The sequence below is a fragment of the Stutzerimonas kirkiae genome (assembly GCF_004327335.1).
GTDB classification, from domain to species: Bacteria; Pseudomonadota; Gammaproteobacteria; order Pseudomonadales; family Pseudomonadaceae; genus Stutzerimonas; species Stutzerimonas kirkiae.
In genome coordinates this window covers 144,672-170,812 of the sequence record NZ_QJUO01000004.1, presented here as the reverse complement: position 1 = coordinate 170,812, position 26,141 = coordinate 144,672, and the positions used below count along the sequence as shown (strand labels likewise).

Annotated in this window: 26 protein-coding genes, 2 pseudogenes and 1 riboswitch; of the genes and pseudogenes, 13 read left to right on the top strand and 15 right to left on the bottom strand. The window is 63.4% G+C overall.

The features are described from left to right. The first annotated feature begins 104 nt into the window (after positions 1–104). Complete coding sequence (locus tag DNJ95_RS04625; RefSeq protein WP_131183544.1) at positions 105–437, top strand: TonB-dependent receptor domain-containing protein; 333 nt, start codon at positions 105–107, stop codon at positions 435–437. Between the two features lie 526 nt (positions 438–963). Here DNJ95_RS04625 and bfr read toward each other — a convergent pair. Both bfr and DNJ95_RS04615 read right to left on the bottom strand, forming a co-directional pair. Further along, entirely contained in the window at positions 964–1,437 is a 474-nt protein-coding gene (bfr, locus tag DNJ95_RS04620) for a bacterioferritin (RefSeq protein ID WP_131183543.1), read from the bottom strand. A 471-nt stretch (positions 1,438–1,908) separates the two neighbouring features. Further along, on the bottom strand, positions 1,909–2,790 hold the full coding sequence (locus DNJ95_RS04615; protein ID WP_131183542.1) for a PA4780 family RIO1-like protein kinase: 882 nt from the start codon (positions 2,788–2,790) through the stop codon (positions 1,909–1,911). A gap of 131 nt (positions 2,791–2,921) precedes the next feature. Here DNJ95_RS04615 and DNJ95_RS04610 point away from each other — a divergent pair, with 131 nt between their 5' ends. Both DNJ95_RS04610 and DNJ95_RS04605 read left to right on the top strand, forming a co-directional pair. After that, positions 2,922–3,701, top strand: coding sequence for a TatD family hydrolase (locus tag DNJ95_RS04610; protein ID WP_131183541.1), 780 nt, complete (start codon positions 2,922–2,924; stop codon positions 3,699–3,701). Between the two features lie 256 nt (positions 3,702–3,957). Then, the gene (locus DNJ95_RS04605; RefSeq protein WP_242671936.1) at positions 3,958–4,836 is read left to right on the top strand and encodes an EAL domain-containing protein; all 879 of its coding nucleotides are present in this window, start codon (positions 3,958–3,960) and stop codon (positions 4,834–4,836) included. A gap of 129 nt (positions 4,837–4,965) precedes the next feature. On the opposite strand, the pseudogene DNJ95_RS19425 reads toward DNJ95_RS04605, so the two are convergent. Further along, positions 4,966–5,130 (bottom strand): annotated as a pseudogene (locus DNJ95_RS19425) (SDR family oxidoreductase); the annotation flags it as partial. A gap of 30 nt (positions 5,131–5,160) precedes the next feature. Beyond that, positions 5,161–6,078, bottom strand: a complete 918-nt coding sequence (locus DNJ95_RS04595; RefSeq protein WP_131183540.1) for an aldo/keto reductase — start codon at positions 6,076–6,078, stop codon at positions 5,161–5,163. 211 nt (positions 6,079–6,289) lie between these two features. Between DNJ95_RS04595 and DNJ95_RS04590 the strand changes: the two genes are divergently transcribed. Beyond that, the gene (locus tag DNJ95_RS04590) at positions 6,290–6,769 is read left to right on the top strand and encodes a GNAT family N-acetyltransferase (protein ID WP_131183539.1); all 480 of its coding nucleotides are present in this window, start codon (positions 6,290–6,292) and stop codon (positions 6,767–6,769) included. Between the two features lie 489 nt (positions 6,770–7,258). On the opposite strand, the gene DNJ95_RS04585 is transcribed toward DNJ95_RS04590, so the two are convergent. Further along, positions 7,259–7,927 (bottom strand): glutathione S-transferase family protein, encoded by a 669-nt coding sequence (locus tag DNJ95_RS04585; RefSeq protein WP_131183538.1) that lies wholly within the window; start codon positions 7,925–7,927, stop codon positions 7,259–7,261. A gap of 196 nt (positions 7,928–8,123) precedes the next feature. After that, positions 8,124–9,091 (bottom strand): annotated as a pseudogene (locus DNJ95_RS04580) (transposase). A 137-nt stretch (positions 9,092–9,228) separates the two neighbouring features. Here DNJ95_RS04580 and DNJ95_RS04575 point away from each other — a divergent pair. Beyond that, positions 9,229–9,504 carry a DUF1841 family protein gene (locus DNJ95_RS04575; RefSeq protein ID WP_131183537.1) on the top strand — a complete coding sequence of 92 codons (276 nt, stop codon included), beginning with the start codon at positions 9,229–9,231 and terminating at the stop codon, positions 9,502–9,504. A 113-nt stretch (positions 9,505–9,617) separates the two neighbouring features. Further along, positions 9,618–9,863: a TIGR02647 family protein gene (locus tag DNJ95_RS04570; protein WP_131183536.1), complete on the top strand. Its 246-nt coding sequence runs from the start codon at positions 9,618–9,620 to the stop codon at positions 9,861–9,863. 42 nt (positions 9,864–9,905) lie between these two features. Here the strand turns inward: DNJ95_RS04570 and DNJ95_RS04565 are convergent, their stop codons facing one another. The 9 genes from DNJ95_RS04565 to DNJ95_RS04525 form a co-directional block, all read right to left on the bottom strand. Beyond that, positions 9,906–10,271 carry an SCP2 sterol-binding domain-containing protein gene (locus DNJ95_RS04565; protein WP_131183535.1) on the bottom strand — a complete coding sequence of 122 codons (366 nt, stop codon included), beginning with the start codon at positions 10,269–10,271 and terminating at the stop codon, positions 9,906–9,908. Positions 10,272–10,323: 52 nt separating this feature from the next. Next, positions 10,324–10,596, bottom strand: a complete 273-nt coding sequence (locus DNJ95_RS04560) for an HU family DNA-binding protein (protein WP_131183534.1) — start codon at positions 10,594–10,596, stop codon at positions 10,324–10,326. A gap of 161 nt (positions 10,597–10,757) precedes the next feature. Continuing rightward, a complete protein-coding gene (locus DNJ95_RS04555) occupies positions 10,758–11,909 on the bottom strand; it encodes an FAD-dependent oxidoreductase (RefSeq protein WP_131183533.1) in 1,152 nt (383 codons plus the stop codon). 11 nt (positions 11,910–11,920) lie between these two features. Beyond that, positions 11,921–12,088, bottom strand: a complete 168-nt coding sequence (locus tag DNJ95_RS04550) for a rubredoxin (protein WP_131183532.1) — start codon at positions 12,086–12,088, stop codon at positions 11,921–11,923. A 61-nt stretch (positions 12,089–12,149) separates the two neighbouring features. Continuing rightward, complete coding sequence (locus tag DNJ95_RS04545) at positions 12,150–12,989, bottom strand: ABC transporter ATP-binding protein (RefSeq protein ID WP_131183531.1); 840 nt, start codon at positions 12,987–12,989, stop codon at positions 12,150–12,152. A gap of 3 nt (positions 12,990–12,992) precedes the next feature. Continuing rightward, positions 12,993–13,835 (bottom strand): ABC transporter permease, encoded by an 843-nt coding sequence (locus DNJ95_RS04540; RefSeq protein ID WP_131183530.1) that lies wholly within the window; start codon positions 13,833–13,835, stop codon positions 12,993–12,995. Positions 13,836–13,837: 2 nt separating this feature from the next. Then, positions 13,838–14,596 (bottom strand): hypothetical protein, encoded by a 759-nt coding sequence (locus DNJ95_RS04535; protein WP_131183529.1) that lies wholly within the window; start codon positions 14,594–14,596, stop codon positions 13,838–13,840. A gap of 10 nt (positions 14,597–14,606) precedes the next feature. After that, positions 14,607–15,617, bottom strand: coding sequence for a fatty acid desaturase family protein (locus DNJ95_RS04530; protein WP_131183528.1), 1,011 nt, complete (start codon positions 15,615–15,617; stop codon positions 14,607–14,609). A 19-nt stretch (positions 15,618–15,636) separates the two neighbouring features. Then, positions 15,637–16,638: an ABC transporter substrate-binding protein gene (locus DNJ95_RS04525; RefSeq protein WP_131183527.1), complete on the bottom strand. Its 1,002-nt coding sequence runs from the start codon at positions 16,636–16,638 to the stop codon at positions 15,637–15,639. Positions 16,639–16,680: 42 nt separating this feature from the next. Further along, positions 16,681–16,786, bottom strand: a riboswitch (guanidine-I (ykkC/yxkD leader). 872 nt (positions 16,787–17,658) lie between these two features. On the opposite strand from DNJ95_RS04525, the gene DNJ95_RS04520 reads away from it, so the two are divergent. The 7 genes from DNJ95_RS04520 (at position 17,659) to DNJ95_RS04490 (ending at position 25,872) form a co-directional block, all read left to right on the top strand. Then, complete coding sequence (locus DNJ95_RS04520; protein WP_242671944.1) at positions 17,659–18,201, top strand: chorismate lyase; 543 nt, start codon at positions 17,659–17,661, stop codon at positions 18,199–18,201. Positions 18,202–18,220: 19 nt separating this feature from the next. Further along, complete coding sequence (gene ubiA / locus DNJ95_RS04515) at positions 18,221–19,120, top strand: 4-hydroxybenzoate octaprenyltransferase (RefSeq protein WP_131183526.1); 900 nt, start codon at positions 18,221–18,223, stop codon at positions 19,118–19,120. Between the two features lie 65 nt (positions 19,121–19,185). Continuing rightward, positions 19,186–19,875, top strand: coding sequence for a phosphate regulon transcriptional regulator PhoB (gene phoB, locus DNJ95_RS04510; RefSeq protein WP_131183525.1), 690 nt, complete (start codon positions 19,186–19,188; stop codon positions 19,873–19,875). A gap of 18 nt (positions 19,876–19,893) precedes the next feature. Beyond that, on the top strand, positions 19,894–21,225 hold the full coding sequence (gene phoR / locus DNJ95_RS04505) for a phosphate regulon sensor histidine kinase PhoR (protein WP_131183524.1): 1,332 nt from the start codon (positions 19,894–19,896) through the stop codon (positions 21,223–21,225). Between the two features lie 153 nt (positions 21,226–21,378). Then, a complete protein-coding gene (locus DNJ95_RS04500) occupies positions 21,379–22,737 on the top strand; it encodes a hemolysin family protein (protein WP_131183523.1) in 1,359 nt (452 codons plus the stop codon). A 302-nt stretch (positions 22,738–23,039) separates the two neighbouring features. Further along, positions 23,040–25,181, top strand: coding sequence for an adenosylcobalamin-dependent ribonucleoside-diphosphate reductase (locus tag DNJ95_RS04495; RefSeq protein ID WP_131183522.1), 2,142 nt, complete (start codon positions 23,040–23,042; stop codon positions 25,179–25,181). A gap of 10 nt (positions 25,182–25,191) precedes the next feature. Continuing rightward, positions 25,192–25,872 (top strand): TSCPD domain-containing protein, encoded by a 681-nt coding sequence (locus DNJ95_RS04490; protein WP_131183521.1) that lies wholly within the window; start codon positions 25,192–25,194, stop codon positions 25,870–25,872. Positions 25,873–26,141: the final 269 nt, after the last annotated feature.

Genomic DNA, 26,141 nt, shown 5'->3' with positions numbered 1-26,141 from the left:
GAACACCTGCCCCAGGCCTCGACGGTGGAAGACTATGAAGCCTTGCTGCCATGGAACTGCTCACTGCAGGTATAACGGTAGAGGGTTATCTCATCATGAGGTAGATGTGCTTCGTGGATCGCTTACCCATGAGCAGGATTCCACGGCATAACGTGAAAGGTTTCACAACCTACCGCCTCTCCGGCGACCTGGAAAAACTCACCCTGGGCGGCGGCTTCGACTGGAAAAGCCAATATGGCTACGAAGGTAGCGGCTACCCCGTGCAGAGCAGCTATGTGCTGGTCAATGCGATGGCACGTTACGACATCAACCAGCAACTTTCCGCCAGCCTGAATATCAATAACCTGCTCGACAGGAAATACTACGCCTCATTAACCGAAAACGGCGTCTACGGTGAACCAAGAAACGCAATACTGTCATTGAAGTATTCGTTCTAGCAGGCCGTTGGAAGTTGGCGAGGCAGCCAGCGCAAGGCAAAAACAGGCGAAACGTAGCGGCAGCGGAGTAACAGACGCAGGCTGGCCCGCAGCGAACGCAGTGAGTCAAAAGCGCAGTTTACCCGTTGTAAATGAGCATTTGATTCGCTTCGCTCACCCCTTCGGGGCCGCGCTGAAGCACGTTCAGCCTTTGGCTGTGAGGCTGTTTTAACGCCGCGATGGCAACGCAGGTAGTTTTTCAACTGCCTGCCAGTAAAAGCAAGAGGCCCACTCCGAAGAGTGGGCCTCTTGTTTGTCGCTGCAGGCCAGATCACGATCCCTGGCTTGTTCCCCGGCAAGTGTGGCAACGCTGTCGCCCACCGGCTCTTCGATAATGCGGGATGGCGCTGCCATCCCTTGCGCCTCTCCGGTACTCCCTGCCGTCGATACGCCTCAGGTCACGGTTTTGACCCTTGCTGCTTGCAGGCAGGCTCGTTGGCCCGCTCTTTATATGCTCTTTATATGCTCGTTGCCGTGTGTTGCTCGTTCAGACGCCCTGCGCCTGGGACTGCAGGTAGTTCTGCAGGCCGATACGGTCGATCAGGCCCAGTTGCTTTTCCAGCCAGTAGGCATGGTCTTCCTCGGTGTCCTGCAACTGCACCCTGAGAATATCGCGGGTCTGGTAGTCGCCCAGTTGTTCGGCCAGGGCGATGCCCTTGGCCAGCGCTGCGCGCACCTTGTACTCCAGCGCCAGGTCGCTGCGCAGCATGGAGGGTACGTCGGTGCCCGGGTTGATCGGTTCCGGGCTCATGTCCGGGGTGCCTTCCAGGAACAGGATGCGCTGCAGCAGGGCATCGGCGTGCTGGGTTTCTTCCTGCATCTCGTGGTCGAGACGGGTGAAGAGCTTGTCGAAGCCCCAGTCCTGGTACATGCGCGAGTGCAGGAAGTACTGGTCGCGTGCGGCCAGTTCGCCACGCAGCAGCTCTTTCAGGTAGTCGATGACTTGTGCTTGCCCTTGCATGTGATTCCCCTTGCAGTGGCGCCCTAATTGAATGGCGCCAAGCATCCACTTGGACAACTTGCAAGTCAAGTATTAATCAACTTTACGGCAATAAAACCGGCAATTAACGCAGTTGATGCAAGCCATTCTAAAATAGAGTTTCATTACCGCAGATAATACTACCGATACGCAAGCGACAACCGTTCTCGAAGTTTCATGGCATACATGATTGAACGATAAATATTACTATCGCAACTTCCAATAAGAAGCCTGTCTTTCAACGTCTCAGTCCCGACGCTTTCTCGTAGCCTGGGTTGAGCGTAGCGATACCCATCCTACGAATCCGCTCAGGATTTGGGCGAACACTTGCGTCGACAGCATGAGTAATGAAGGAGCCTGCACCTTTATCCCAAGACGTTGAAACGCATGGCCTGCCGCCTGTGGCCGCTCCTGGATAAGAACGCTTCCGCGCATTGATCCAGGCCGGCGTCGTCACTGCATCCAGGGCGGTGTCACTTCTCCTTCGTCGCCATCGTCCTTGCGTGCGGCTTCCCGGCGTGCCTGCTCGGCCAGGGTGGCCTTGATCTCGCGCATCACGGCGTCCAGATCGGCCTTTTCCTCGGCCTCGGCGAACTCGCCGGTCAGTTGGCTCTGCGGCGTGAGTTTGCCTTCCTCGTAGAGTGCCCACATTTCCTTGGCGAAGCGGGTGTAGTTCAGCTCGGGGGCGAACTGACCGAAGTAGGCGGACATATTGCCGACATCCCGCTCGAGCATTTCGAAGGCGTGATTGTTACCGGCGGCATCCACGGCCTGTGGCAGGTCGATGATCACCGGGCCATCGGGGTCGAGCAACACATTGAACTCGGACAGGTCGCCATGCACCAGGCCGGCACAGAGCATCTTGACGATCTCGCCGATCATGAAGGCATGGAATTCCCGCGCATCATCGGGGTGCAGGTCGACATCGTTGAGGCGCGGCGCCGCATCGCCATCCTCGCCGGCGATCATCTCCATCAGCAGCACGCCATCGAGAAAGTCGTAGGGCTTGGGCACGCGCACACCGGCATCCGCCAGGCGGAACAGCGCCGCCACCTCGGCGTTCTGCCAGGAGTCCTCCTGTTCCTTGCGGCCATGCCTGGAACCCTTGAGCATGGCCCGCGCATCGCGGCTGTTACGGACCTTGCGCCCCTCCTGGTACTTCACCGCCTGGCGGAAACTACGTTTATTGGCCTCCTTGTAGACCTTGGCGCAACGCAGCTCATCGCCACACCTGACCACATATACCGCTGCTTCCTTGCCGCTCATCAGCGGGCGCAGCACTTCATCGATCAGACCGTCCTCGATCAGAGGCTCCAGACGTTTCGGCGTTTTCATCGGCAGTTCGCAATTCCTTTCTGACCAGTCGCTCGTCGCAGGGTACGGTAATCCACGGGCTATTGCAGCTACAGGCTGCAAGCTGCAAGCTGCAAGCAACAGCCGTCCGGTCCCAGCTCACGGATTCGCCAGTGCGCCTGATAGACACCCATACCCACCTCGACTTCGAAGATTTCGACCCGGATCGCGAGCAGGTGCTCCAGCGCTGCGCCGCGTTGGGCGTCGAACGGCTGGTGGTGCTCGGGGTACGGGAGTCGAACTGGCAGCGCGTATGGCGGCTGGCCTGCGAACAACCACAGGTGCATGCCGCGCTGGGCATGCACCCGGTCTACCTGGCGGAGCACCGGCCCGAGCACCTGGTACGGCTGCACGGCTGGCTGGAGCGCCTGCGTGGCGAGGACAAGCTCTGTGCCATTGGCGAGATCGGCCTGGATCACTACCTGGAATGGCTGGACCGCGAGCGGCAGGCGCAGTTGCTGGATGCCCAGTTGCGGCTGGCCGTCGAGTTCGAGTTGCCGGTGCTGCTGCATGTGCGCCGCGCCCACGCGGCGATGATCGCCACGCTCAAGCGCCAGCGCCTGCCGCGCGGCGGTATCGTGCATGCCTTCAGCGGCAGTTGGGAGGAAGCCCGCGAATACCTGCGCCTGGGCTTTCGCCTGGGCCTCGGCGGCGCCGGCACCTGGCCGCAGGCACAGCGCATGCGGCGGGTGCTGAGGCAGTTGCCGCTGGAGGCCATGGTGCTGGAAACCGATGCCCCGGACATGCCGCCAGCCGGCCACGCCGGACAGCGCAACAGCCCCGAGAACCTACCGGAAATCTGCAGGATGCTGGCGGCGATCAAGGGCATCGCACCCGAGGAACTGGCCGAGGCCAGCTATCGCAATAGTTGTGCCGTATTCGGCTGGGCGTAGGGGCAGCTTCAAGCTTCAAGCCATCGAGGATGCGCTACGCATATCGTCAGGTGCCGAGAGAATCCAGCCAAGCCTCCAGCGCTTTTCGGTCGATGGCTCGAGCGCAGCGATCCCCATCGAGTACATGCCCTGGGTATCGCTGCGCTCAACCCAGGCTACGAAAACACTTCGGAACGGAGATGTGGAAAAGCCTGCATCTTAAGAGGCCGTGACTCCGCGTCGGCCAGAGGTCACCTCGGCCGCCAGCAGGTAACCCTTGCCACGCACCGTGAGAATCAGCCAGCAGACAGCCTGTACGTTCATCGCCGCGACGGTGGAAACCGAGCGGGCGGCCATCACCCGGCAGGTTACCGACATCCGGCAGATGAGCAAACTGATCGCCAACGCCGCCGAACAACAGCCGACGGTGGCCGAGGAAATCAACCGCAGCGTCGTCCGCGGGCGCGGCAGCGCCGAGGAGTCGGCCAGCGCCAGCGCCGGAATTTCCGCCGCCAGCGGTGCGCGGCATGGCCTGGAAGCCCTGGCGCGCTGGCAGGACGACGAACTCGGCGACGTGCCGCCGTCGAGCTTCATCACCGTGGCCGAGGAAACCGGCCAGACCGAAGCCATCGGCCAGTGGAGCCTGCGCGAAGCCTGCCGGCAGATGGCGCAATGGCGCGAGGCCGGCGCAGCGCTGCCGAGGGTTTCGGTCAACCTGTCGCCGATCAACTTCCAGAACCGCGACCTGCCCGGCTACATCGCCGCCCGGCTGGATGAGTTCGCCCTGCCCGGGCACCGGCTGACCATCGAGATCACCGAAAGCACCAGCATGACGCTGACAACGGAAATGCTGGAAGTCGTACAGCGCATTCGTGCACTGGGATGCGGGCTGTCGGTCGACGACTTCGGCACCGGCTTCTCCAGCCTGTCCCGCCTCGCCAACCTGCCCGTGACAGAGATCAAGATCGATCGCAGCTTCGTCGAGCGCTGCGTAGAGGAAAGCCGCCTGCAATCGCTGATCGTGGCCATGGTCGGGCTCGGTCACAACCTGGGCATGACGGTGGTCGCCGAAGGTATCGAGACCCAGGAGCAACGCACCCTGCTCGGCCAGTACCGCTCCCGGTACTCCAGGGCTACCTGTTCTCCCGCCCCCTGAGCCCCGACAATGTCCTGAAATGGCTGGGGCCCGTCGAAGCCTCGCCGGCCCCTGGCGCGACCGCAGACGAGAAGCGCCAACTGCCATGCCGTTGAACAGGCCCGGCCGCCAATCGCGGCCGGACCGCCAGACGATATCGCCGATTACCCCGCCATCGACCCGCAGCACCGCTGCCGGACATCGCCGAAGCCTGTTTCGAACAGACATAGACGACCATGTTGCCACCTCCTCGACACTCGCCGCGCGCTGGATCACCGAGCTGGGGCGGTGCGCCATGACGAACTCGCGGGCCAGCCGCGACGAGAGGCCGTTCATCTGCGCCCCTCAGGAGAATTGGCGGATCAGCGCCTCCTGTTGCTGCGAGGTCAGCAATTCACCACGCCCGGCTTCGAGCTGGTCGAGTTGCCGGTCCGGGCGTCCGGTGGCCGGGATCACGCTGGTAACGGCAGGATGGCTGATGGCGAACTTGAGGAACAACTGCGCCCAACTGCCGATACCGGCCTCCTGCGCCCAGGCCGGCAATGGCTGGTCCTTGACCCTGGCGAACAGCCGTCCGTCGTCGAAGGCGCGGTTGATCAGCACCGCGACGCCCTTGTCCTGGGCCAGCGGCAGGACGGTGCGGGCCGCCGCCGGGGAATTCACCGAATAGTGGATCTGGATGAAGTCGAGCTTTTCGCTGCGCAGTATCCGCTCCAGCTCCGGCAGGCCGCTGTCGATATAGTGGGTGACACCGACGTAGCGGGTCTTGCCCTGTTGCTGCAACTCGCGGGCATAGGGCAACTGGTGCTGCCAGTCGCGCAGGTTGTGCACCTGCAGCAGCTCGACCTTGTCGGTGCGCAGCCGGCGCAGCGACTCGGCCCATTGCGCCTCGGCGTCGGCCCGGCTGTCGGCGGCGATCTTGGTGGCCAGGAAGGTGCTGTCGCGCCAGCCGCCCTCTTCCAGCAAGCGTCCCAGCACATCGTCCGCCGGGCCATAGTTGGGCGCGGTATCGAAGACCCGTGCGCCACTGTCGAAAAATATCTTCAGCACCTGCTTGAGCTGCTCGTACTGCGCCGAGCCGACCGACACCTCGAAGCTGCCGGAAGTACCGGCACCGATCACCGGCAATCGCTCCCCACTGGAGGGAATGGCCCGACTCAGCAGGGCTGTCGTGGATGAACGGCTCTGGGCAAAGGCACCAGGCATGGAATACAGCGCGGCAGCGGTCGCACTGGCGGCAAGAAAGCTTCGACGTGTGAACATGAGCGAGCTCCTTCGGCAGGGGGATATGACGGAATGACCGTTCCCCACGTTACCGGTTCGGTAATACGAGCAAAACCGAACCGGGCATCTTTGCGTTTCAAGAAATTGCTGGAGGCCGTTTCCACATCGCTCCAGCCATGGCCACTGGATTTCTTGCCTACCGTCCCAGCGGATAGGCAAGAATAGGCCGTCCAACCCACAAGGAGCCGCAATGTCCATCTCGATCCGCCCCGCCACCTCCGCCGATGCGCCATTGATCCTGCGCTTCATCACCGACCTGGCGATCTATGAAAAGGCCGAGCATGAAGTGAAGACCGACGTGGCCGGCCTGCAGGCCACGCTGTTCGCCGCGGATGGCCCGGCCAGCGCCCTGATCGTCGAACACGACGGCCAGCCGATCGGTTATGCGGTGTATTTCTACAACTACTCGACCTGGCTCGGCTGCAAGGGGTTGTACCTGGAAGACCTCTATATCTCGCCGGAATCACGCGGCGCCGGTGCGGGCAAGGCCACCCTGCAATACCTGTCGCGCCTGGCGGTGAGCGAGGGCTGTGGCCGTTTCGAGTGGTCGGTACTGGACTGGAACCAGCCGGCCATCGACTTCTACCAGTCCCTCGGCGCCCGGCCGCAAGACGAATGGGTAGGCTATCGCCTGACCGGCGAAGCGCTGCAACGCCTCGCCCGAAGCTAAGCGGCATCCTTCAGGAATGGCCTTCATCTCCTCTCCCGGGCAGGCATTTGTCCTGCTTCAGGGGGCGGGATAGTGCGACTGGATTGGCAATAGTGTGTCTGGCTATGGGGTCGTAGCGTGATCTCGGGCTCATCGCCCCTGTGCGGATGCCAGGTGGCGGGACGGGGCACGCGTGAATACATCCCTGTAGCTCTTCGCCGCCATCCCTGGCGGCGAAGGCCCCGCCCCGCCACCTGGCATCCGCACAGCCACCATCGGCGGCGCCTGAAGGAAACAGCCTGTGAAACCGGAAGCCTTACGAATTAGGGTGGCACAGCACTGCGGGCTCTTTCCATGATCGCCTCGGGTTCGCGGTACCATGGCCACCAGGACTCCACCAGCGGTGCACGGCAATCACAGACTTGATTGCCAATCCAGTCGCACATCTGCTTGCGCGGCGAAAACGCGGGGGAGGCGCCCATTGGAGATAGCAGCGCCGATCCTGGGTGCTCAGCGCGCAGCCAGCTTCGCTTTCATCAGTGCCACCGTGGCTTCCCGCGAGGCTTCGCGCTCGGCGGCAATACGCCGCACATTGGGGTTCTCGCCAAGGCGCTGCAACAACGCCCGCGCTTCGGGCAGGTCCTGCAACAGGTCCAGAGCGAACAGCTTATCCGCCACATGGGCCGCCAGCGGCAGGCTGTACAGCAGGTAGATATCCGCCAGGGTGAAATGCTCGCCCGCCACGAAAGGAGCGAAACGGGCCTGGCGCCTGAGCGCCGAGATACCGCTCTGCAACTCGTTGCGCGCGACCGCCTTGACGGCACCCTCGACCTGGCCGCCGAAGAACACCTCCGGGTAACAACTGCGGGCCGGCAGTTCCAGGTAAAGCTCGATGGTGCGCGCCAGGGAGCGCACTTGCGCACGTTCGAACGCATTGTCCGGCAAGAGCGGCGGGCCGCCCTGGCTGTCCTCCAGGTATTCGAGGATCGCCGAGGTTTCCGTGAGAAAACCCTGCTCCGTTTCCAATATCGGCACCTTCCGGCGCGGGCTGATGGCCTTGAATCCGGCTGGAGGAGCCGTCAGCACATTGACTTCCTCGAACGGCAGGGCCTTCTCCAGCAGCGCCAGCTTGACCATGTTGTAGTAGTTGCTCAGGGCAAAACCGTGGAGCTTCAGCATGGAAGATATCCGTCAGCGTCGGGTGAGACTCCTTGTATCCTAGCAGCCTGTCGGACTTGAAGTCGCCTGCGGCCTAATCATGGCAAAGGGTGGCGTTTTTCACGCCACGACATGGGGCAGCGCAGGCAGGCTCACTCTTCAACATCTGGGCGATGGGGCCCGTCATTGCCCGCCCATGGTCCGCACGCTGCTTTGCTCACGCGCCAAGGCGTAATGAGGCGATTCTCCTCAGATTCCATGCCAGGCAAACCAGTTGCCATTCCCTTGTGACCGATTCCAGACCGCGCAGCGAGAACTGCCGAAAGCCCAGCACCGACTTGATGATCCCGAACACCGGTTCCACCGTCTGTTTGCGCAACGCATAAGACGCTCGACCCACTTTCGTTTTCAGCCGATGCTTCATTCGCTCCACCGGTGTAGCGTCTTCAGCGATCGCTTCGGGCTCTGTGAATCGCTCTCTCCAATCACCTTGTCGGGCCTCTCTCGTCACGGCGATCAGGGGCTCGATATTCGCCTTTTCGCCCGCGCTTCGATATTCGCCTTGGCCGCTTCCATTGCCTTGAGCCTTTGCTCTCGGCGCTTGATCTCTTCCGGCAGACTGACCCCAGCCGGTACGTTCGACTGATCCGCCTGTTCGGCCAGGGCAAGCAGCTCTTGCACCTGGGCTTTCAGATGGGCTTCGTTCTTCTCGATATGTCCATGAGACAAGGCGCTATGGCGCGAGGCATTGGCGTGAATCTTGGTGCCGTCCAGACTGACAGTGCCCAGCTTCAGGAGCTTCATTTCCTGAGCCATTTCCAGCACCTGGACGAAAATACCGGCCAGTTCGTCCAGGAAGCGGCGGCGCAAGGTCGCCAGGGTGTCGTGATCGGGATGATCGTTCGCAGCAATGAAACGAAAAGCCACCGAATCGTAGGTGTCCCGCTCGATCTTGCGGCTGGAGAAGACGCCCGTGGCATAGCCATAGACCAGCAGCGACAGCAGTAGCCCTGGATGGTAGGCCGCACCGCCGCGGCCAGCATAAGCCTTCTGGAGCCGGCTCAGATCCAGCCCGTCGATCACTTCGACGATGAAGCGCGCCAGGTGATCTTCCGGCAACCACTCTTCCACCGACGGTGGAAACAGGTAAGGGGTCTTGCGATCAACAGGGCGGAAGCGGCTCATGCGGGATACCGCTATATCGAAGCGCTGCGATTATTACTCAAACTGCCTGAAAGTCCGACAGGCTGCTAGAAGCGAGTGACTGCCCAGCCCTGGCCATCTGTGCCAGACTCCCGCCAACGAACCGCACGGAACCCCTGATGAACACGCACGACGACGATGAACAGTTCGCCCAGGCCACTCTGGTCGAGGCCCTCGAAAACCAGTTGGAGGCTGACCAGCCACCCGCCGTGCGGGCAGTGCTCAACAAACTCACCCTGGTGGGCTACGAACGCGAGGAAAGCCTGCACCTGATGGCACTGGTACTGGCTGACGAAATCAGCCAGATGCTCGAAGAAAAACGCCCTTTCGACGGAGCCCGCTACGAGAAACTGCTGCGTAACCTGCCGGACCTGCCCGAACCACGCGATACTTGAAGAAACGGCGCGCCCTGCAAGGGTTTCAAGCCCCGACCGCTCTTGCCCGCAAACCGCCCGACATATTGAGCAGCATGGTTCCAACAACAAAACGAAGAAGGAAAGGAGAGAACATGACCTACACACCCGAAAGAACCGCCGAACTGGAAATCCTCGGCCTGTTCAACCTGGACAGCGCCCAGGAGGGCCTGAAAATCCACAAGGATGCATCGCCCCACCTGATCGATGCCGCGCAACGGCTATACGAGAAGGGCCTGACGACCCAAGCCGATGGTGGCTACCTGACCAGCCTTGGCCGCGATGCCGCCGAGCACGCCCAGGCGCTGCTATTGATCCTGGCACCGACACAGGGTGCATGAGCACGAAGGAGGCAGCCTCGGAACCGGACCTCGCGTCCGGTTTCAGCGTTTTTTCAGGTAACGCGTCAGGCCCTGGAACCACAGCACCAGCGCCGGGTTGCCATTGACCTTGATGTGCTGGTCCTGGATACCCTGCATGAACGCCTGTTGCTTGTTCTTCGCCTGCAGGGTGGCGAAACCGTAGGATGCATCGCGGAAGCCAAGGGAAAACGCGGGATCGGCAGCCTTGCCGGCATGGCTGCCGATGCGCTGGTCCTTGACGATGAAATGGCGGGCCACCTTGCCGTCGAGGGTGTACAGCTCGAAGCTCAGGTCCTTGCCGGCCAGTTCCTGTTGCAGTTCGGGGTTGTTCCGGCTCGCCCTGGCCAGCAGGCGACCCAGTATCCACAGAAGAAAACGGAATTTCATGCGAGCCCTCGCTATGTAGTGGCCCGGGGCATGCCGCCCCGGGCGCGACGCTTCAGCCTAGCGCATCCTTGAACAGCTTGCCGGGCTTGAAAGCCACCGTATTGCTCGCCCTGATGGTCACCGGCTCACCCGTCTGGGGATTCTTGCCGGTGCGCGCGCCCCGGTGGCGCGGCACAAAGGTACCGAACCCCACCAGGGTCACGCTGTCCTTGCGGCCCAAGGCCTGGGTAATTTCATCGAGGATGGAGTTCAGGACGCGGTTGGCCTGATCCCTGTTCAAATCGATCTTTTCGGCGATAAGCGCCGCGAGTTCCGGTTTACGCATGGATGTATAGCCTCTGAGACATTCTTGTTGTTGTGTCTACCGCTGGCGAACAGCGGCATTGAAGGCGCCACGGCGGGCGTTGACCACCCTGGACATCCTGAGGATGGCACGCCGCAGACGGTCGCGCCAGACCCTGATGCCATGGTCGAATATAAACCCGCTCAATCCGCCATGAGCGGCGGCAATTGCCGGCTCAGCGCCTGCCGCTCCTGCGTGGCCTGGCCGGCCAGCGCGTAGCCGAGCAGGCGCCCTTCACCATCGAGATAGAGCGCCCGCCTATCGGTACCGCTTCCTTCCACCTGCCACTGCCCCGCCGCACCACTGGCGGGCGGCGCGACAATCAGGGAACAGGCGGGCGTTTTCACCGTGACCGGCATGACGCCATAGCTCACGGCGGTCGGCTCTCCGGCCAGGGTCCGCGCCAGCGCGCGCGCCGCGCTCATCAGCGGCATCACATAGAGCAGACTGTGCCCATCCACCTCGGCACAGTCGCCCAGCGCATGGATGTTCGGCTGCGAGGCACGCAGCCAGCGGTCCACCACGATGCCCCTGGCCACCGCCAGCCTCGCGGCCTGGGCCAGCCCGGTACGCGGGCGCAGCCCCACCGCGCTGAGCACCAGGTCGCAGGCCAGGCTGCGGCCATCGGACAGGCGTGCCTGCAACCCATCCCCCTGGCGTTGCAGGTATTCCAGCACGGCGCCGAAGTGGAAGCGCACCCCAAGATCTTCCAGCGCCCCCTGCACGGCACCCGCCACTTCCTCCGGCAGCAGGCCCGGCATGAGATGGCGCGAAGGCGATACCACCTCGACCCGGTGCCCGGCCGAGGCCAGGTCGTTGGCGAACTCGCAACCGATCAGCCCCGCACCCATGATCAGGATGCGCGAAGGCCCACGGATGGCCTGTTGCAAACGGCGATAATCGTCCAGGTCGTTCACCGCGAAAATCGCGTCCCCGGCCTCGCCGCCGACCGGTGCAGCCAGCGGCTGTGCGCCCAGGGCCAGGACCAGATCGCGGTAATCCAGCGCCTGGTCACCGAGCCAGATACGCCTGGCCTGCGGTTCCAGGCGCGTGACCTCGCGGCGGACCAGCACCTGCGCGCCCAACTGCCCGGCCATCCGCTCCGCGCTGGCAGTGACCAGGGCATCGGCATCCTTGCCCTTGCCGAAGCCCGTGGAGAGCACCGGCTTGGAATAGAACTCGCCATCGTCGGCGCTGATCAGGATCAGCGGCGTCGTTTCGTCCAGCTTGCGGAATTCACGCGCCAGGGTATAGCCGGCCAGACCGGTGCCGACAATTACCAGAGGTTCATTCATCGGGCACCCGCTCAATCCAGCCGGATCATTTCGAAGTCGTCCTTGCCGACCCCGCAATCGGGGCACAGCCAGTCCGGCGGCACATCCTCCCAGCGCGTGCCCGGAGCGATGCCCTCGTCCGGCAGGCCGAGCGCCTCGTCATAGATGAAGCCACACACGATACATTGCCACTTGCTCATCATTGCACCTCTGCCGGCCTGGAGCACCGGCCTGACATTCTTCTTGAATCGGGCGCCCCGCTCATTCCCGCATACCGGCGGAGAGCTTCTCGAGCATCTCCAGCTCCGAGCGCATGCCCGAGGTTTCCCGGATGCGTGCGAGGATGTCGCGCTTGAGCGCCAGGAATTCCGGGGAAAGCTTCATATCCTGGTGCCGCTCGGCGGGCAGCGGCACCGGGTACTGGCTGTCGATACGCCCCGGGCGCGGGGCCATCAGCACGACGCGCGTGCCGAGGTAGATGGCCTCCTCCACATCGTGGGTGACGAAAACGATGGTGCTCTTCTCCAGCCGGTGGACATGGCGGATCAGGTCGTGCATGACCTCGCGGGTCTGTGCGTCCAGGGCGCCGAACGGCTCGTCCATCAACAGGATGTCCGGCTTGCCCATCAGCGCCCGGGCGATCGCCACGCGCTGCTGCATGCCACCGGAAAGCTGGCTGGGATAGGCATCGGCAAAGGGCTCCAGGCCCATCAGGGCGAGCAGCGCGCAGGCCCTGCCGTCCGCCGTCTCGATGTCGCCATCGTGGCGCACGGTGTCGGCGACCACCTTGAGCCGCCGCGAGAACTTGATGTTCTGCATCACGGTCAGCCAGGGGTAGAGGCTGTAGTGCTGGAACACCATGGCCCGCTCGCGCCCCGGCCCCTCGATCGGTTGCCCGTCGAGTTGCAGTTGGCCGCTGCTGTGGCTCTCCAGGCCGGCGATGATGCGCAACAGGGTGGACTTGCCGCAGCCGGAAGCACCGACGAAGGTGATGAATTCGTTATCGGCGATTTCCAGGTCGATACCGCGCAATGCCTCGATGCTCTGCCCACGGCCATGGAACGACTTGCCCAGGCTTCGGATACTGATGGGTGCGGCCATGATTCACCTCTTCTGCCAGTGGAAGGCGCGGCGTCCGACCCAGCGGAACAACTGGTCGGTCAGCAAGCCGATCAGGCCGATCAGCAGGATGCCGGCGAAGATCGTGTCGATCTGCATGTAGCGCTGGGCGCGCAGGATGGCGTAGCCCAGGCCGGAGCTGGCGGCCACCAGTTCGGCCACCACCAGGTAGGTCCAGGCCCAGCCGCAGGTGATGCGCAGGGTGTCCCACAGTGCCGGACCGGCCGAACGCCAGATCACCAACTGGACGATTTCCCCGCGGCTGGCGCCCATGGTCTGGGCCGCCTCGATCTGCGCCATCGGCACCCGGCGCACGTCCTCGGCCACCATCAGCGTCATCTGGAAGAAGGTGCCGATGAAGATGATCAGCACCTTGGAGCCCTCGTCGATACCGACCCAGAGCATGATCAGCGGGATGAAGGCCACCGCCGGCATATAGCGGATGAAGTCCAGCAACGGCTCCAGCAGCGCCTGCACCGGCTTGTAGGTGCCCAGGTAGAGCCCCAGGGGCAAGGCGAACAGCGCCGCCAGGCCGAAGCCGGCCATGACCCGGTAGATGCTGATGGCGGCATCCGCCAGCAGCGAGCCTTCCAGCGCCCAGTGTCCGATACGCCGCAGCACATCTTCGGGCGTCGGCATGAACAGCGGATCGGCCAGCCCCAGCACGCTGGTGCACAGCCACCACAACAGCAGCGGGACGCTCAGGCCGCAGACCGCCAGCCAGCCCACCTGGCGCGCGGACAGTTCGCCGCGGATACGCCACCAACGGTTGCGCTGCGGCGCTGCGGTCGCTGGAACCTCGGCGACCTGGGAAACGATGGCATTCATGGTCAGTCCTCCTCAGCCAGTCGCGGCAATGGCGCGAGGCGCCAGCCGCTTTGCGGGGGCAGTGCCCCGAGCCCGGCCAGCAGGTGCTCGCCGATAGCCGACAGGTCGCTTTCGCCAGACACCAGCAATGCCCGGCCGCTGCGGCCTGGCAGGCTGGAATGGATGATCTCCCAGGGCTGGCCGGCGCCCCGGATACGGCCAAGGGAAAACTCGCAGCCCAGCAGCGTCTCGCGACCGGCCTCGTCCAGGCTTTCCAGTCGCATGCTCAAGGGGCGGCTACCCGCCAGCGCGGCGCACCGGTCCGCCGCGAACAGGAACCAGTCGCCGGCCCGCAACAGGCAGGCCTGCCGCGCCCCCGCGCTCAGCCATAGCGCCTGCTGGCCCTGCCGCGAATCCGGCAGGCGCCGCCAGATTTCCAGGTAACTGCCGTCCAGGGCCGTTTCATGCACTTCATCGCTGCCGACGAAATGCATATGGCCGATATCCGCCGCGCCAGGGGGCTGGTAGTCCAGCAGCCGGTGCCACTGGCAGCGCTCGCCCGCGACCCGGGTAATGCCGGCAAAGGCAACGATCTCGCAACGCGAGCGCCAGTCCCGCGAGGGCGGCTGGGGAATCCGCAGATCGCCATGCAGCACCTCGGTCTGCAACCAGAACACCGGTGTCTCGCGGTCTTCCCGACCATCGGAAGTACGCAGCAGCGTGCGTTGCCAGACGCCTCGGTAGCGCTCGGGAACGGGCTGGGAATGAGAGCCAGTGTTCATGTCTCTAACCTCACAACACCGCCAGGAAGGAAAGACCGACCGCGCCATAGAACTGCGCCGTACGTTGCGCTCCCTCCTGCGGGGCACCGTAGTCTTCGCTGAACACGCGGTGCAGGCGATAACGGTGGTAGTTGCCGATCAGCTCGCGCATCGGGATGACCTGCCGGTAATCCGCGCCGAACAGTTGCCCATGCAGGGCCGGCAGGCGGTACCAGGGCGCCACCGGCTTGTCGTGATGGGCATTGTGGTAGCTGAAATTGAGCAGCAGCAGGTTGAGGGCCGGCCAGCGTGTGGAGATCAGGTTGCTGAACGTGTTGCCCTGCTCGTAGTCGCGGTCGCCCTTGTGCGGCAGTTCCAGCTTGCCATCGGTCAGTTGCTCGATCGGCTCGTAGGTGTGCTGGTGCATGTCGGCCAGGCGCAGCACGCAGACCATCAGCATCCAGGCCAGGGCGTAGAGCCCCAGCGCCAGCGGCGAAAGCCAGCCGAGCAGGGCGAACAACGCGCTGCGCACGACGAATATCTTCAGTACCTTGCCGCGCCGGGCGCGATGGCTGGGCTCGTCGCTGAAGAACGGCATCAGCATGACCATGTAGTGGATCATCAGGTCCACCGCCGGGATGTGCGCCCACTCCAGCGCCAGCACCAGCTTCTGTACCCAGCGCGGGCGCCGCAGCAGGAAACGCCGGGGATCGAAGCTGATGACATCGGCATTGTCCACATGATGGCGCATGTGTTTCTTACGCATGGTCTGGAAGTCCTGGTAGCAGGACCCGGTCATCCAGCCGAAGAACTCGCCGACCCACTCGTTGGCCTTGGCGCTGGCGAAGATCGTGCCATGGGCGAACTCATGGATCAGGAAAGCGGCGATGATCATGCCGTGGGCCAGCAACAGCGTGCCCAGCAGGTTCAGTGCCAGGTAGGGCGACAGCAACAGTGCCAGCCCGCCGCCATAGGTGATGACGGCATAGCTCATCGCCAGGGTATTGGGCAGCTTGCCATCGGGGTATCGGAACAGGGCCATGACAGTCCTCCAGCGCGGCTTATTGGGTCAATGCGTCGATAAAGCGCGAGTCGAAGGTGCTGCCGATATCCGGTAATGCCGGTATCTGCCCGCTTTCGAGCATCAGCTCGGCGATCACCCTGCCGCTGCCGTAGAAGGAGGTGGTGGCGTCGCTTTCCTCGAAGTTGAGCCCCATTTCCGCCAGCGGCATGTTGTAGACGCCCTGCATCTGCTCCGTGGCTTCCTGCGCGGAAACGCCCAGCACCTCGGCGACGATGGCCGCCGACTGTTCGGGATGCGTGTGCATATATTCCAGGCCGGCCAGGTAACCCTTGATCAGCGCCTCGATGGCCTTGCCACGCTTGGCGACCAGCGCTTCGTCGAACACCAGCACATCGGTGATCAGCCCCGGCGCGTCCTTGGACGAATAGAGCACGTGATAGCGCTCGCCACCGCCCATGGCCACGACCCGGGAAACATTCGGCTCCCAGGTCACCCCCGCGGCCAGGCTGCCCGAAGCCATGGCGCCAGGCACCGCATCGGGGTTGATGTTGATGGCCTGGATATCCTTCTCGCTCATGCCATTGCTTTTCAGTGCATAGCTGAGGAGGAACTCCGGCGGCGACAGCGGGGCATAGCCGACCTTCTTGCCCGCCAGTTCGCGGATGCTGGCGATGCCCTTCTGCGCGACCACGGCATCACCACCGTTGGAGTAGTCGATGGGCATCACCACCTTGTGCTTGTGGCCCTTGGCCACCGCGCCGATCACCTGATCGTAGGTCAGGGTCGCGCCATCCACCGCCTTGCTGGCCAGCGCGGGGACGACCAGGCCGGGGTCACTGAAGAACTGCAACTCGACCTTCAGCCCGTGCTCCTTGTACAGGTCGAGCTTGTCGGCGACGTACAGCGGGCCGTAGCCGGCCCAGATGGTGCTGGCCAGCCTGATCTTTTCCACGGCATGCGAAGCGAGCGGCGACAGGCTGGTGGAAACCCCGAGACCGAGGCACAGCAGGGTCTTGCGCAATAAGGCTCTGGACATCATGGCGGTGCTCCTACGGAAAAATAAAACCCGGGATGACTTCGCGTCTCCCGGGCTTTTATCCCGCCGTGTGACCCCCTCCATGAAGCCGGAAAACTCTCGGACCAGTCATCCACGCGGCATGTGGACCGGAACCCTAGTTCGCCTTGGTGAAACTCCTGTGTATCGAGCGCTGCGTCAGCACGAAAGACGCGACTCATCCCCACGCTGCCGAACAAAGCAAAGGTCGCGCCAGGTTGCCCCGCCCCCTTTGCTTACAGGGGCTAGCGCCGGACGGCAGCGATCCGCGCGGGCATCCCCTGCACCATCGCAAGACGCCGTGCGAGGTATCGGTGCGGGCGAGGTAATCGTATGAACGCTCACCTCCGCTCCCGGGCAGGCCCATGCCCTGCTTCATGTGGAGGGGCAGTGCGGCCGGATTGGCAATCAAGTCTGCGATTGGCCGTACACCGCTGGCGATGTTCTGTTGTCCGTGTTGTCGCGGCCCGGCCAGCCCTGCTACTAAACACGCATGAAGCCGTCGCCCATATGATTAAGGGGGCGTTCTTTGCCGGTCTCCCTACCGACGAAGGTTTCGTAGCAGGGCTGGCTGGGCTCGCGATGAAGACCGTGGAGACTTATGGAAAGAGCTGCCGGCGCAGTACCGAATCATCCGTAGGGCTTTAGGTTTCGCCGGCGCTTTCCCACAAGCGCCGCTGAAGATGGCTGTGCGGATGCCTGGTGGCGGGGCGGGGCCTTCGCCGCCAGGGGTGGCGGCGAAGAGCTACAGGGATGTATTCACGCGTGCCCCGCCCCGCACCAGGCATTCGCACAGATACGGCGAGCCAAAGATCGCGCTGTACGATCCTGAAGCCAGACACACTTGATTGCCAATCCGCTCGCAACGAGGCGGCGCATGATCAGCCGGCTTCCACGACCATGGTCCGGGACCTCATGCGATCGCCCTGGCGCTGCGGGCAAGCACATCCTGCCGCGGCGCGCGCCCGTGCTAGACTCGTGCCCGTGTTCCTGCCATACCCGATGATGCCCGTGTCCGATATCCCCGACTGGCTCAGCGCCACGCAACTGCCCCGACCGTTCGCCTCCGACCTGCATGACTGGCTATTCGACCAAGGCTCGCTGACGCGCCGCCTGACCGCCCAGAGCGCTGGTCACTTCGACGTGCAACCACTGGCCGAAGGCTGGCAGACGCTGCGCCACGACGAATGCAGCGCCCTCGGCGGCACCCCAGGCAGTGTCGGCTGGGTCCGCGAGGTCTATCTGCGCGGCCATCGCCGCCCCTGGATCTTCGCCCGCAGCGTGGCCTTGCGCAGCGCGCTGGAAAACTCGGGCATGGACCTCGAGCACCTGGGCAGCCGCTCCCTCGGCGAACTGCTGTTCAGCGACCACGCCTTCGCCCGGGGCGAACTGGAAACCTGCCACTACCCCGCCGCCTGGCTGCCCGCGCAGGTTCGCCAGGAAGGCCTCTGGGCTCGCCGCTCCTGCTTTCGCCGTGGAGAACTGGGCGTGCTGGTCGCAGAGATATTCCTTCCCGAACTCTGGCGCGATGCCAGCGTGAACGCCTGAGCATCCGGAGACCGTCGGCATGTACCTGAAACTCCTGCAATCGAGCAACCGCCTGCATCCGCGCGCCTGGGACTTCATCCAACTGGTACGGCTGGACAAGCCCATCGGTATCTTCCTGCTGATGTGGCCGACGCTGATGGCCCTGTGGATCGCCGGCGACGGCACGCCGTCCGTCGGGCATGTGCTGATATTCAGCCTCGGCGTGATCCTGATGCGCTCGGCCGGCTGCGTGATCAACGATTTCGCCGACCGCAATTTCGACGGCCATGTCGAGCGCACCAGGGCCAGGCCACTGGCCAGCGGCAAGGTGCGCGTACGCGAGGCCTGGGTACTCTTCGCGGTCCTGGTCGGCCTGAGCTTCCTGCTGGTGCTGCTGACCAATGCCGCAACCATCTGGCTGTCCTTCGGCGCCCTGGCGGTGGCGGCGCTCTACCCCTTCATGAAGCGCTATACCTACTACCCGCAGGTGGTGCTGGGCGCCGCCTACTCCTGGGGCATCCTCATGGCCTTCACCGCCGAGACCGGCAGCCTGCCCGCCGCCGCCTGGCTGCTGTACCTGGCCAACGTGCTGTGGACCGTAGCCTACGACTCCTACTACGCCATGGCCGACCGCGAGGACGACCTGAAGATCGGCCTGAAATCCACCGCCATCCTGTTCGGCGACGCCGACCGCATCATCATCGCCAGCCTGCAGGGCATGACACTGTTGTGCCTGGCGCTGGCCAGCGTGCGTTTCGGCCTGGGGCCGTGGTTCTGGCTCGGCCTCGGCGTGGCCGCGCTGTGCTTCGCCTGGGAGTTCCACAGCACTCGCCGGCGCGAACCGCTGCAATGCTTCAAGGCTTTCCTGCACAATCACTGGGCCGGGCTGGCGATCCTGATCGGGACGCTGCTCGACTACGGCCTGCGCACATCCGTCTGAATGTCACATGGCTGCAATAATTCCGTTATCTAATGCCGAGCGACAGCAACGACAGAGAACGGACCATGAACGGCAAGAGCATCCTCATCGTCGATGACGAAACGCCGATACGCGAGATGATCGTCGTGGCCCTGGAAATGGCCGGCTACGAATGCCTGGAAGCGGACAACAGCCAGCAGGCGCATGCCCTGATCGTCGACCGCCGGCCCGACCTGATCCTGCTCGACTGGATGCTGCCCGGCACCTCGGGCATCGAGCTGGCACGCCGCCTGAAGCGTGACGAGATGACCGCCGATACGCCGATCATCATGCTCACCGCCAAGGACGAAGAAGACAACAAGATCCAGGGCCTGGAAGTCGGCGCCGACGACTACATCACCAAGCCCTTCTCGCCCCGTGAACTGGTGGCACGCCTCAAGGCCGTGCTGCGCCGGGCCGCCCCGAACGACAGCGAAACGCCGATCGAGATCGGCGGCCTGCTGCTCGACCCGGTCAGCCACCGCGTCACCATCGACGGCAAGCCGGCCGAAATGGGGCCGACCGAATACCGCCTGCTGCAATTCTTCATGACCCACCAGGAGCGTGCCTACACCCGTGGCCAGTTGCTCGACCAGGTCTGGGGCGGCAACGTCTATGTCGAGGAACGCACCGTGGACGTGCATATCCGGCGGCTGCGCAAGGCTCTCGGCGAAAGCTACGAGAATCTGGTGCAGACGGTTCGTGGTACAGGCTATCGTTTCTCGGTCAAGAGCTGAATCCAAGGAGCCTGGAGAGTGAACCAAGACTGGCGCGGTGCCCTGGTACGCCGGCTACTGCTGATCCTGCTCGGCTGCCTGCTGCTCGGGCTGGTTTCCGGCCACCTGGCCTGGTCGCTGGTGCTGGGCCTCGTGCTCTACCTGAGCTGGACCCTGCGCCAGTTGCTGCGCCTGCTGGCCTGGCTGCAGCAGAACCCCGACGCCCCGCCACCGGCCAGCCACGGCATCTGGGCCGAAGTCTTCGACAACCTCTATCAGTTGCAGCGCCGCGAACTGCGCCAACGCAACCAGTTGCAGGCGATCATCGACCGCGTGCAAAGCTCCACCGCCGCCCTCAAGGACGGGGTGATCATGCTCGACAGCCATGGCAACCTGGAGTGGTGGAATATCGCCGCCAGCGACTTTCTCGGCCTCAAGCACCAGCAGGACACCGGCCATCCGATCACCAACGTGGTACGCCACCCGGCCTTCAAGGAGTACTTCGAGCGTGGCCTGTACGACGAACCGCTGGAAATCGTCTCCCCGGTCAATGACCGTATCTACCTGCAGGTCAATATCACCCGCCACGGCAACAGCGAACACATGTTCCTGGTGCGCGATATCACCCGGCTGCACCACCTGGAGCAGATGCGCAAGGATTTCGTCGCCAACCTCTCCCATGAGCTGCGCACACCGCTGACCGTGATCACCGGCTACCTGGAAACCCTGCTGGAGAACAGCGGCGAGCAGCCGGGCATCTGGCAGCGCGCCTTGCAACAGATGGACCAGCAGGCCGGGCGCATGCAGCACCTGATCAGCGACCTGCTGCTACTGGCCAAGCTGGAAACCACCAGCCATCCCTCGGCCAACAACCCGGTGGCCGTCGACCAATTGCTCAAGTCGATCAAAAGCGATGCCCTGGCCCTCTCGGCGGAAAAACAGCACCGCATCAGCCTGGAGGCCGACAGCCACATCCAGTTGCGCGGCAGCGAGAGCGAACTGCGCAGCGCCTTCTCCAACCTGGTGTTCAACGCGGTGAAGTACACCCCCGAGGGCGGCGATATCCAGATCCGCTGGTGGGGCAACGAACAGGGCGCCTTTCTCTGCGTACAGGATTCAGGGATCGGCATCGACCGCCGCCACCTGCCGCGCCTGACCGAACGCTTCTACCGGGTCGACTCCAGCCGCGCCAGCACCACCGGCGGCACCGGCCTGGGCCTGGCCATCGTCAAGCATGTACTGTTGCGTCATATGGGACGCCTGGATATCGACAGCGTGCCCGGCAAAGGCAGCGCCTTCACCTGCCATTTCCAGGCGGCGCAGGTGGTAAGGGCTGGAGGCTGGGGGCTGGAGGCTGGGCGAAAAGAGTGAAACGCAGGTGCTTTTCGTCCAGCCTCCAGCCTTCCAGCGCTGTTTTCGGCTCCATCGAATGCATAGCGCGATCGCCCCGCCCCCTGCTGCGAACTTGAAATATCCCGACATCCCCCCCATTCTGTCGCCTTCATTGGTTTACCCCGTACCCCCATGGACCCTTCCTCTAGTAGCGTTTCACCTTCCTATTTCGCCGATATCGGCCTGATTCTCTTCGCCCTGTTCCTGGTCCTGCTCAACGGCTTCTTCGTCGCCGCCGAGTTCGCCATGGTCAAGCTGCGCTCCACCAAGGTGGAGGCCATCGCCGCCGAACATGGCTGGCGCGGGCATATCCTGCGCACCGTGCACAATCAACTGGACGCCTACCTGTCGGCCTGCCAGCTCGGCATCACCCTCGCCTCGCTGGGCCTGGGCTGGGTCGGCGAGCCGGCCTTCGCCCACCTGCTGGAACCACTGATGGCGATGCTCGGCATCGAGTCCCAGGCGCTGATACACGCCTTCGCCTTCTTCACCGCGTTCTTCATCATTTCCTACCTGCATATCGTGGTCGGCGAACTGGCGCCCAAATCCTGGGCGATCCGCAAGCCCGAGTTGCTGTCGCTGTGGACCGCCGTACCGCTGTACCTGTTCTACTGGCTGATGTACCCGGCCATCTCCCTGCTCAACGCCAGCGCCAACGCCATCCTGCGCATCGCCGGCCAGGGCGAGCCGGGCAGCCACAGCGAAAACCACTACAGCCGCGACGAACTCAAGCTGATCCTGCATTCGAACCGTACGCTGGACCCGGGCAACCAGGACATCCAGGTGCTGGCCTCGGCGGTGGAGATGAGCGAACTGGAAGTCGCCGACTGGGCCAACTCCCGCGAAGACCTGTTGCAGATCGACAGTGACTCCTCCCTGGCCGACATCCTCGCGACCATCCGCCGCCACAAGTACAGCCGCTATCCGGTCTACGATCAGCAGCAGAGCGAATACATCGGCCTGCTGCATATCAAGGACCTGCTGCTGGCGCTGGCCGAGGATGGTTCGCTGGCCGAGGATTTCGTCCTCGGCGACCTGCTGCGCCCGCTGGAGCGAGTGTCGCGCAGCATGCCGCTGAACGAGTTGCTGGAGCAGTTCCGCCAGGGCGGCGCGCACTTCGTGCTGGTCGAGGAAGGCGATCACAAGGTGGTCGGCTTCCTCACCATGGAAGACGTGCTGGAAGTGCTGGTGGGCGATATCCAGGACGAACACCACAAGACCGACCACAGCATCCTCGCCTACCAGCCGGGCAAACTGCTGGTGCGCGGCGACACCCCGTTGTTCAAGCTGGAGCGCATCCTCCACGTCGACCTCGACCATATCGAAGCCGACACCCTCGGCGGCCTGGTCTACGAGAGCCTCAAGCGCGTGCCGGAGAAGAACGAAGTGCTGGAAGTCGCCGGCCTGCATATCGTCATCAAGAAAATGCGCGGCCCGAAGATCATCCTGGCCAAGGTCCTCAAGCAGAAACCCAGGCTGTCCGAAGACTGATCGCGCGGTGCGCTCAAAGAGCCGACGACAGCGCTGGCGGCTGGACAGCTCGACGTAGACGCCCTGGTTTCGGCTGGAAAACGAACGGTTCCTCGTCCAGCCTCCAGCGCTTCTATCGAAGGCGTTGGTACCGCGTGCGATCGCCACGGACAAGAACCACTATCATCTTGGATAAGCCCTACATATGGGCTACCATCCAGCATCCAATACAACATCTTGTGCAAAACAACGAATAGCGGCACGATCCGCCTACTTTTTCGCGCAATAAATACTCCCGCCCTTGAACCAGGAGGCTCTCTGCAATGACTCACGCAGCGAAGGTACGATCCATCAGCAAGGCCGTCGCCGATATCCCGATCCAGGATGCGTCGATGGACATCTGGGACAAGAAGTACCGCCTCAAGGCCAAGGACGGCCGGCTCATCGACCAGACCATCGACGACAGCTTCCAGCGCGTCGCCAGGGCCCTGGCCGAGGTGGAACAGACGCCTGAACAGCGTCAGCACTGGGGCGAGAAATTCCTCTGGGCGCTACGCCGGGGCGCCATTCCCGCCGGTCGCATCACCTCCAACGCCGGCGCCCAGGAACACAAGCCCGCCACCAGCACCATCAACTGTACCGTCTCCGGCATCATCGCCGACTCCATGGACGATATCCTCGAGAAAGTCCACGAGGCCGGCCTGACGCTCAAGGCCGGCTGCGGCATCGGCTACGAGTTCTCCACCCTGCGCCCGCGCGGTGCCTATGTCTCCGGTGCCGGTTCGTACACCTCGGGGCCGCTGTCGTTCATGGATATCTACGACAAGATGTGCTTCACCGTGTCCTCCGCCGGCGGTCGCCGCGGGGCGCAGATGGCCACCTTCGACGTCGGCCACCCGGATGTCGCCGACTTCATCCGCGCCAAGCGCGAAGACGGCCGCCTGCGCCAGTTCAACCTGAGCCTGCTGATCACCGACGAATTCATGGCCGCCGTGCAGGCCAACGCCGACTGGCCGCTGGCCTTCCCGCTGAGCCAGAAGGAAGTCGACGAAGACGGCATCGACACCACCGACGCCAGCCAGGTGATCTGGCGCGACTGGCCGCAGAAAGGCCCCTATATCAGCAACGACCAGGGCCTGACCGCCTGCCGCGTGTACAAGGTGATCAAGGCGCAGCGGCTGTGGGACATGATCATGAGCTCCACCTACGACTTCGCCGAGCCGGGCTTCATCCTCATCGACCGCGTCAACGAGATGAACAACAACTGGTTCTGCGAGGACATCCGCGCCACCAATCCCTGCGGTGAGCAACCGCTGCCGCCCTATGGCGCCTGCCTGCTCGGCTCGGTCAACCTGACCCAGTTCGTGCGCGATCCCTTCACCGACCGCGCGCGCTTCGACTGGGAGGAATACAAGGAGGTGGTGCGCATCTTCACCCGCATGCTGGACAACGTGGTGGAGATCAACGGCCTGCCACTGGAGCAGCAGCGCCACGAAATCCTGCGCAAGCGCCGCCACGGCATGGGTTTCCTCGGCCTGGGCTCGACCCTGACCATGCTCAGGATGCAATACGGCGACCCGCAGTCGCTGCTCTTCACCGAGGAAGTCGCCAAGCAGATGGCCGTGGTCGGCTGGGAAGCCGGCCTGGAACTGGCGCGGGAAAAAGGCGCCGCGCCGCTGATGGACGAAGACTTCGTCGTCACCGCCGAGATGCTCGCCAAGCGCCCGGAAATGGCCGTGGATGGCATCAAGCCCGGTGACACGGTCAAGGGCCGCGTGCTCTGGGCCAGGTATTCGCGCTATATGCAGCGCATCGCCGAGGTCGCGCCGCAACTGATCGAGCAACTGGCCGAGACGGGTAGCCGCTTCAGCCACCACAGTTCCATCGCCCCCACCGGTACCATCTCCCTGTCGCTGGCCAACAACACCAGCAACGGCATCGAGCCGAGCTTCGCCCACCACTACTTCCGCAACGTCATCCGCGAAGGCAAGAAATCCAAGGAAAAGGTCGACGTCTACTCCTCCGAGCTGCTCGCCTACCGGCACTTCATCGACCCCGAGGCCGCGCCCGGCAATGGCCTGCCGGACTACTTCATCACCGCCGACGACATCTCGCCGAAACAGCACGTCGACATCCAGGCGGCGGCGCAGAAGTGGATCGACAGCTCCATCTCCAAGACCGCCAACGTGCCCAGCGACTACCCCTACGAGTCGTTCAAGGACATCTACGTCTACGCTCACCAGCAGGGCCTGAAGGGCTGTACCACCTTCCGCTTCAACCCCGAGGCCTTCCAGGGCGTACTGGTCAAGGAGGCCGACCTGGCCGCCACGACCTACCGCTTCGCCCTGGCCGACGGCAGCGTCGTGGAAGCCAGGGGCAACCAGGAAATCGAATACGACGGCGAGATCCACAGCGCCGCCAACCTGTTCGATGCCCTCAAAGAAGGCTATTACGGAAAATTCTGAGGAAGCGCCGATGAGCAACAAGAAAATCCGCATCGACAGCAAGATCGTCGGCTACGAAGTGGTCAAGCCGGAGCAGGCCGAGGTCGCCACCAGCACGCCAGAACCTGAACTCGAGCTGATGCACGAGAAGGTCCTGCGCCCGGAAGCGCTGGAAGGCTCGACCTACAAGATCAAGACGCCGCTGTCCGAGCATGCGCTGTACGTCACCATCAACGACATCGTGCTCAACCAGGGCACCGAGCACGAACAGCGCCATCCGTTCGAGATATTCATCAACTCGAAGAACATGGACCACTTCCAGTGGATCGTCGCCCTCACCCGTATCGCCTCGGCGGTATTCCGCAAGGGCGGCGACTGCACCTTCCTCGCCGAGGAACTCAAGGCGGTGTTCGATCCCAAGGGCGGCTATTTCAAGAAAGGCGGCAAGTTCATGCCCTCGCTGGTAGCCGAGATCGGCGACGTGATCGAGACCCACCTGCGCAAGATCGGCCTGATCGACCCCGAGCGCCTGGACGAACACCAGAAAGCGTTCATCGAACAGAAGAAAGCCGAACTGAAGGCGGACAGCGCCAGCCAGGACACCGGCTACCCCCCTGGCGCGGCGTTGTGCGGCAAGTGCAATACCACGGCGCTGGTACAACTGGATGGTTGCCTGACCTGCCTGAACTGCGGCGACAGCAAGTGCGGCTAGAAACAGCAACTATCGACACACTGCCCTCGACGTAGGATGGGTCGAGCGAAGCGATACCCATCGTTGCGCAAGACGATGGGTATCAACTGGCGGTTCGGCCCATCCTGCATGCTGAGTGAAAGGGCTCGGGCCGGAGGAGCTGATGGCTCAGCGGGGTCGAGCGACTGTTGCCGAATCGACATGTAAAACCCGATACCAGGAGTTGGCATCGGATTTTCGAGGAAGCCCAGGGCGCAGCTCAAATGCTCATATGGACGGCATTACCCGCA